Origin of the sequence: Pricia sp., from assembly GCF_041745955.1 — a bacterium.
Classification (GTDB): domain Bacteria; phylum Bacteroidota; class Bacteroidia; order Flavobacteriales; family Flavobacteriaceae; genus Pricia.
Map to the genome: position 1 here is coordinate 1 of NZ_JBGTHY010000068.1, position 6,977 is coordinate 6,977.

Genomic DNA, 6,977 nt, shown 5'->3' on the forward strand with positions numbered 1-6,977 from the left:
TCTTTTCCTTTTTTTCTTTTGCCATAGTATTGAAGATTTTCCCTATTTAGGTTGTAAGATAATAATTTCCAAAAAACAAAAATGTTAAGGTTTTAAAAAAAGATGAATTCTTTTAGGCTGGATTCAAACCATTCAATTCCACAATTGTTCATTTTTTTACACGATTCAATCGAAAAGGAAAATATCAGAGTATTTCAATAATCGTCCAAGGTAAGAGATATCCCAACAAACTTTGTTAAATCGTATGGGTGTTAAAGACAATCTCCAGATAAATTGGGCCAGCTACTTTATAGAAATACTCCATCCCGATAAAGATATTCCGGTTGGGGAAGGCGAATTGGGGAGAGTAGTAGTAACCGATATTAGGATACACTACGAAAACGAAATACCCCAATTGGCATCAGGTAAGAGAAGACTTATTATAAATAATTTCACAGCGGAAAATAAAAAAGGTATCAAACAATTTTAAGAAATACGCTGGGTCTTAGAGAGGCAAAGGATAGTTCAGCCATAGAAAAAATCATTGCCGGGCAGGGTTTCACAAGCACATTAACACCATCTACACAAGATTTTTTGCCATCCGCACAAAATTGTAACGGACATTCTATAAAACAGCTACTTTCAGTTTTTTCCTATGTTTTTCATAGGTAAATGTAGATGACAAATGCCTACCGCTTCTTCAATAACCGGCAGTATCCGAAAGCCCTTTACCGCTAACAAAAGGCTTTTAGGACTACTTACGGTCGCCATGATCGTTATCGGACTTTTCTTCGCTATTTACTACTCCCATATAAAAAATAACCAACACAACTTCCGTGAATCAATGCTTCAAAGCCTGGACTCGGATTTCGATATTATTTCAAGGCAATTGGACAATGATATTCAAACCTATAATTCCCAAAATAATATTCAACCCAAAGACACCAAAGATCAAGACCTGAGCAATCAAGTGGTTCCGATAAAAAGGTATATTGAATCCATTTGGACAAAGCCTTCCAAATCCTTAAAACGAGATCAAGCGTTCGACGAGTACATGGTAACTATCAAAGACCCTTCGAGAGCAATAGATTCTTCCAAAACAAAAGATTCCACGGAATCAATAGACGATATCTATAAAAGTTCGCTCAAGGGGGCGATCAAACCGCCCGACACTTTATTTAATTCCAACCTTCTGAACATGGGAATTTCAGTGGCTATACCGGAGGAAGGAACCAATTATCAGCTCTTTGGAAGGCAATACAATTACGAGAACGCATTGAATCCAAATGTAAAACTTAAAATTGAAATCATCGGGCTGGTCAAAGCCGAACGTTACAATGAAAGTATTCGAAAAATCGACCCTTGGATTATTTCCTTGCTGACCACTTTTTTACTGCTTTCACTCTTTGGCCTGCCCTATTTCAAAATGCTCTTTATCGCTGAAGACGAACGGCTCTCAAGCAACGATGTCATTTTATCGGGTATATCGGTGGTTGTGGGCGCACCTATTATATTGATCGTGTTTCTCGCAGTAATGGACCATTATCATGATTATTATCATAAGGTACCGAAAGAGCTGCATGAGTTGAGTAAAGATATCGGAAAGCGTTTCGAGGAAGAAAACAAATCCAATGTCACCCATCTGCGAAGTATGAAATTACCAGAAGAAACAGAAGATTCTATCATCATACAAAATTCTCCTAAGATTTCGGATACGGTTGTAACATTTATGGAGAATTCTAAGATCATTTCTAAATTTGATTCAATAGATAAGATTGACAATCATTTCGAGGAGAATTTCAAGTCCTTATCTAAAATCGATTTTGCAGGTAAGGTCCAATATCATATTGCATTTATAAATAAGGATAGTATCAAATACACCGCGAACCTTCGTACCAGGCCCTACTTCAAGGATTTTGACGCATCAACCAATGTTTGGGTTGTGCCTACTGAAAAGGAAGAAATCAAATATGTTATGCGGCCAGTGGTTTCCATTGAGGACCAAACAGAGGAAGCGGTCTATATTGTAAACAACACAACAGATATTCTTCCGGGCTATAGGGTGGGCGCTGCGCAATTGAAATCGATACACGACCCTATTTTGCCCTTTGGGTATCAATTCGTTGTTGTCGATGATACCGGCGAGGTATGGTTTCATTCGGAGGAAGGCAGGGCAACGCTGGAAAACTTCTTCGAGGTATGCAGACAGGTCAAAGACGTAAAAGCCGCGGTACTCGGAAGAATCAATGCCCACGGCCTGGTCAATTATCGCGATGAAGGCAAACTTTTCAATGTTACGCCCATAAAAGGCACCAATCTTAATGTAATAGCCCTCTACGACATAGGCCTTCTCCGCACCCGTGTTTCGGAAATATTGACCCTCGCCTGTATCGCCGTGGTAATGGCCATTTTGCTCATGCTCTTGATTACTATACTTTCATTGATTATACGAAACCCCAAGCTTGGTCTGTATCGGTACGATAAATTCCTGTTCGAATTCCTGACCCCGAAAAAGAAGGATAGGGATACCTATATTCTTTTGTCAAGTCTCTTTATAGGCGTATTGTTGATAGCCGTAACCATTTTTAGCCTCCTTCCCGACATTGAACCGACAAAAGTCTATATTGCCTGCCTTCTTTTAGCCATGTGGGCCTATTTGATCGTTTACTACACCCTGCATCCCTATAGAAATAAGGCGGATATAAAGTTTAGGATACGCGATGTTCTATTGCTATCGGTCATCGTTTTTTTGAACATCGCCATGATCAAGCTAAACCCAGAAAATTACGTCTTCGCTATAGTTGCCGTTCTATTGCAATTGGGCTGCATTTTCGTTATTATTCGCGGACAATTTTTTTCTTTGCCCGATAGCATAAAGAACATCTGTAGGTACAATACATTGAACATCCATATTGCCTATCGCTATTGGTATTCCATATTCCTGTTCAGTTGGTTGCTATTGGTCTCCGTCCTTCCTGCCTTTTTGATTTTCGACAAGGTGGAAAACCTGATCGATACCATTTGGTTCAAGACCGATCAGATCTCCATGGCACAAAAGTATATGGCCAAAGAGAAAGCCCTTGAGAAAAATTTACCTGCATTTGAAGATTTGAGGGTCGAGTATGACAAACTACATCAAAATCATCTGAAACAGGGCCTGTATCCCGTGTATGCAGAATCCGTCAAAATAATATCCGGGGAAGACCTTGTTTTGGGCACCAAGTCCGACAATGACATTTTTCAGGAATTTCTTTGGAATACACGGCCTATTTACGATGGGCGGGTGAGCCAGTTTCAGGCCCTGGTGTACCGACATGCCCAAGATAGTTCTTGGATCAGTGATACCACATCGGATACGCTGGTCTTAAAATACTTGGATAAGGATGGTACTGTACAAGTAATCCGACAAGGTACCGAAGAAACCCTGAAAGGAACTTTGGGCTTTCTGACTTTGAAGATCACAGGTATTGTGCTCATATTGGCCATTCTATTTTCTTTAATCCTATTTTTTGTCGATCGCTTCTTTGCCTTCCGTTTTAGGCATTTGAAGCCCAATGATTTTGATACGAACAAAAAAGAAAACTACGTCGAAAAATTCGGACGGATGCTGCTCGACGAAAAGTCGAACTCCGGCCTGTTATTGATCGGCCTCCCCTTTTCCGGAAAACGGTCTTTCGCCCATGAAATATTAAAATCCGCCGGGTATACAAAAGATGTGACACTCTCCATGCTCAGGCTGGACCAAATTGACCTCAAGGACGATATTTCATCTATTTTAAGTGTACTGGCCGGGTTGGCCATAAAAGACCAAGACCAATTCGATTGGGAGCAACATGAAGTTTTTATCATCGAACATCTGGAACACAATATAAAATCCTTCAATGCCAATCATATAAAACTTAAGATCATTTCTTTCTTGATCTCAAAGAGAAAACGGGTAGTACTGGTATCCGAGGTGTATCCGAGCCAGATTTTCGCATTTTATGAACAGCCGCTGGAGGAATCCAATCTGCCCTGGGGCAGTTTTGAAGACGACTTTAACTCTTGGCGAAATATTCTGAGCGCCTTCCCGCAAGTGCTTATCGGTATTACGGAGAATAAGAAAAAGGTATACCGGGTATTGGGAATTAGGCCTCAAAAAAATCCCACTAAATATGAAAAGACCATACGTCCTTTGATAAAAGAATTGGGCCACAGCAAATTTTTACCCACATTGGCCCCGATAATCGTGTCAAAGACCCTGTACGAAACAGAAAATCCAAATGACAAATACCAGCGGTTAGACAGGCAACGCATGGTGATGCATACCCAAAACCTGGGGCACGGGTACTATAATGATATCTGGAACGCACTGCCCACCCGGGAACGCTATTTACTCTATGACCTGGCCAAGGACGGCTTTCTAAATATCAAAAACAGGAATTCCCTCTTTTCGCTGATGAAAAAAGGTCTAGTGGTGTGGAGAGATCGCCCTTCCGTTTTTAATTGCAGCTTCAAGAACTTTATTGTCACTTCCGTTTCGATGAACGAGGCCCTTCGACTCGAAAATAAGAATCGTGGCAATGGTACCTGGGGCAATGCGCGAATCGTTCTCTATCTTATTATTATCACGACCATTGTCTTTATCGCTTTGGGCAAACCGGAGCTGATAAAAGACTTTGAGGCACTAATCGGTACACTGGGCGGTTTGGGTGTCGTTATTCCGTTGGTCAGCAAATTTTTGGCTTCGGGGGGACAGAAATAATTCTACCGGTGTCCGGCATGAACGTAAGGCCGGGATACCAAAATTAAGATGACGAATTACAAACCCCACCCCATAGCGGAACGTGGAGATCGAAGTAGGGCCTACAGGCGAAAAAACAATTTTTCCGACGGACACTTAAACATTTAAAACCATTAAAAACCTAAATTATGTCAAAAAAAACGAAATCACGAACAGCGGATGCTAAGACTAAAGAAGTATTCGCATTAAAAGACAAAAATGAACTGCTCAAGGGCAAGGCTTCGGGGGTACACCATTATGGTGATTCGTTCATTTGCGCGACCGATGCATCGGGACATGCTACACCCGGGAACAGGTCTCCTTTGGAAATTCTAGTGGATGCCAGTGAAGGCTTTATTCCTTTGTGGGCAAAAAACCAAGTCCTACGTTGGACATTTGACGAGCTTTCAGTGTCTTATTTTCAAAACCCCGAAGGGGTCAAAACCTATATTCGAGGATTGATGGGAGAAGCATTGCTCCATTGGGGAGATGCGGTTCCCATACGGTTCAGCGAGAATTCGGACAACTCGGATTTTCAGATCGACCTGCGCCAATCCGACAACTGCAATGCCCACGGATGTGTGTTGGCAAGTGCTTTTTTTCCCGATAGCGGCAGGCACCAATTGGTTATCTACCCAAAGATGCTCGAGCAAAGTAGGGAAGAACAAGTGGATACCATGATGCATGAACTAGGCCATGTTTTCGGACTAAGGCACTTTTTTGCCAAAATCAGTGAAAAAGCATGGCCCGCTGAAATCTTTGGAGACCATAAGCCCTTTTCTATCATGAACTATGGCAGTAAAAGTGTACTCACGAATGAAGATAAAAGGGATTTAAAAGAACTTTACGAGATGGCCTGGCGAGGAGATTTGCTAGAGATCAACGGAACCCCTATTCATTTTGTGACGCCATTCCACGCCATGGGGATTACCTAATAGTTGGATTTGGACTGGCGTCAAGTCAACGCTGAAATGACGTACTTAGGCGAAGTATAGCTGCCTAATTACCTACCGGCGAGAAAGGTTTTTTATCCCGAAGCTTTGGGAGGTTGTCGGAAAAGACGCGTTGGATTATGCGACAATTTTGGCCTGACTTGAACCTAGTCCTTCAATTCCGGATACATGCTTCTTGCCTTTTCGGCTATGCCCGCTATGGGACTTAGTGTTGCTGTCATTCCTTCCAAGGCCGAACTTCGGTCCGAAGCACCCGGGGTAGTTTTTTCGGTTTGAATAGCCATTGCCCCTAGAATAAGGGCATTATTCCGTTCTTTGACCATCTGCTCCTTAATTTCCTCTTTTTGGTTTTCGGACTGTTTTACTTCTAGTTCGACCTGTTTCTTTTCTTTTTGGACCTGCTTTTTTTCCTCTTCCGCATTCTCGGCCCGCTTTCTGTTTACCTCTCTCCCGAACAAAAATCCCGCGGCGGCAAAAACTATCGCTTCGACACCGGAAAATAAATAAATGAGCCTACTCCAATCCAATTCTTTGGCGTCCGTCTTTCCTATTAAAAAATAAAGAAAAAAGCCGTAGGCGACCAGTACTACACTAGCTATTAGGTACGGAATTCGGTCAAAACTATCCTTAGTATTCCGTTCTCCGTTCACGGTATTTGTTGGGATGACGGTAGCGTTTTCTTTCATATTCGGTTATTTCTACTTTGCAAGTTCACGTTTTTTTTCTTTTGCCCTTTCGGAAACAAATTCATTGGCTATAAATTCCCGACCATTCTCGTACAAGATGGCCTTCACGACCTTTTTTAATGCTTCCTTTTTCTTGGCAAACTCGAACAGGTCGGCCGTACCGCCATTTTCCTTTTGGTACTTTTTGGCGGCTACCGGCAGCCATTTCAACAAATTGGATTCAAGATCTTTCATGTGCCGACTGTCGCTACAAATTTTAAGGGGCTCAATAAACCCGTCAAAATCGCTACCGACGCAAATGTATTTTTCGGGCGACATTTTAGGGGTTGCCTTTAGGCCGATAACCGCAAGCAGGTGAACGATATTGAAACAAAAGCTTAACGGATGCATTTCTTTTTTGACCGGTTTCAGCCAAGCCTCTTCCGATCGTATTTCTTCGGCATCGGCATACTCAAGGGACTGTAGACCAGTATAGGGAAAATGGGTCATAAAATCGGCGGTCGTTAGAAATTCAGAGGAATCGATTTCGGGCGTCGCGCCGGACTCATAACCCAAAATGCTTATATCGAGACTTACCCCGATGATACCTTTACTGTT

General features: G+C 42.1%; 5 protein-coding genes. 3 read left to right on the plus strand and 2 right to left on the minus strand.

Annotated elements, in window-relative coordinates; translation table 11 throughout:
* The first annotated feature begins 244 nt into the window (after window positions 1–244).
* The 3 genes from ACEW8S_RS02130 (at window position 245) to ACEW8S_RS02140 (ending at window position 5,676) form a co-directional block, all read left to right on the plus strand.
* Window positions 245–469, plus strand: coding sequence for a hypothetical protein (locus tag ACEW8S_RS02130; RefSeq protein WP_373516538.1), 225 nt, complete (start codon window positions 245–247; stop codon window positions 467–469).
* 195 nt (window positions 470–664) lie between these two features.
* Window positions 665–4,723, plus strand: a complete 4,059-nt coding sequence (locus ACEW8S_RS02135) for a hypothetical protein (protein WP_373516539.1) — start codon at window positions 665–667, stop codon at window positions 4,721–4,723.
* Window positions 4,724–4,890: 167 nt separating this feature from the next.
* On the plus strand, window positions 4,891–5,676 hold the full coding sequence (locus ACEW8S_RS02140) for a matrixin family metalloprotease (RefSeq protein WP_373516540.1): 786 nt from the start codon (window positions 4,891–4,893) through the stop codon (window positions 5,674–5,676).
* A 164-nt stretch (window positions 5,677–5,840) separates the two neighbouring features.
* Here the strand turns inward: ACEW8S_RS02140 and ACEW8S_RS02145 are convergent, their stop codons facing one another.
* Window positions 5,841–6,380 (minus strand): hypothetical protein, encoded by a 540-nt coding sequence (locus ACEW8S_RS02145; protein WP_373516541.1) that lies wholly within the window; start codon window positions 6,378–6,380, stop codon window positions 5,841–5,843.
* A gap of 12 nt (window positions 6,381–6,392) precedes the next feature.
* A partial coding sequence (locus ACEW8S_RS02150; RefSeq protein ID WP_373516542.1) for a hypothetical protein occupies window positions 6,393–6,977 on the minus strand: 585 nt, incomplete at its 5' end.

Coding starts and splice junctions, on each gene's coding strand:
- ACEW8S_RS02140 (WP_373516540.1), top strand. CDS start 4,891: ATGTCAAAAAAAACGAAATCACGAACAGCGGATGCTAAGACTAAAGAA.
- ACEW8S_RS02145 (WP_373516541.1), bottom strand. CDS start 6,380: ATGAAAGAAAACGCTACCGTCATCCCAACAAATACCGTGAACGGAGAA.
- ACEW8S_RS02130 (WP_373516538.1), top strand. CDS start 245: ATGGGTGTTAAAGACAATCTCCAGATAAATTGGGCCAGCTACTTTATA.
- ACEW8S_RS02135 (WP_373516539.1), top strand. CDS start 665: ATGCCTACCGCTTCTTCAATAACCGGCAGTATCCGAAAGCCCTTTACC.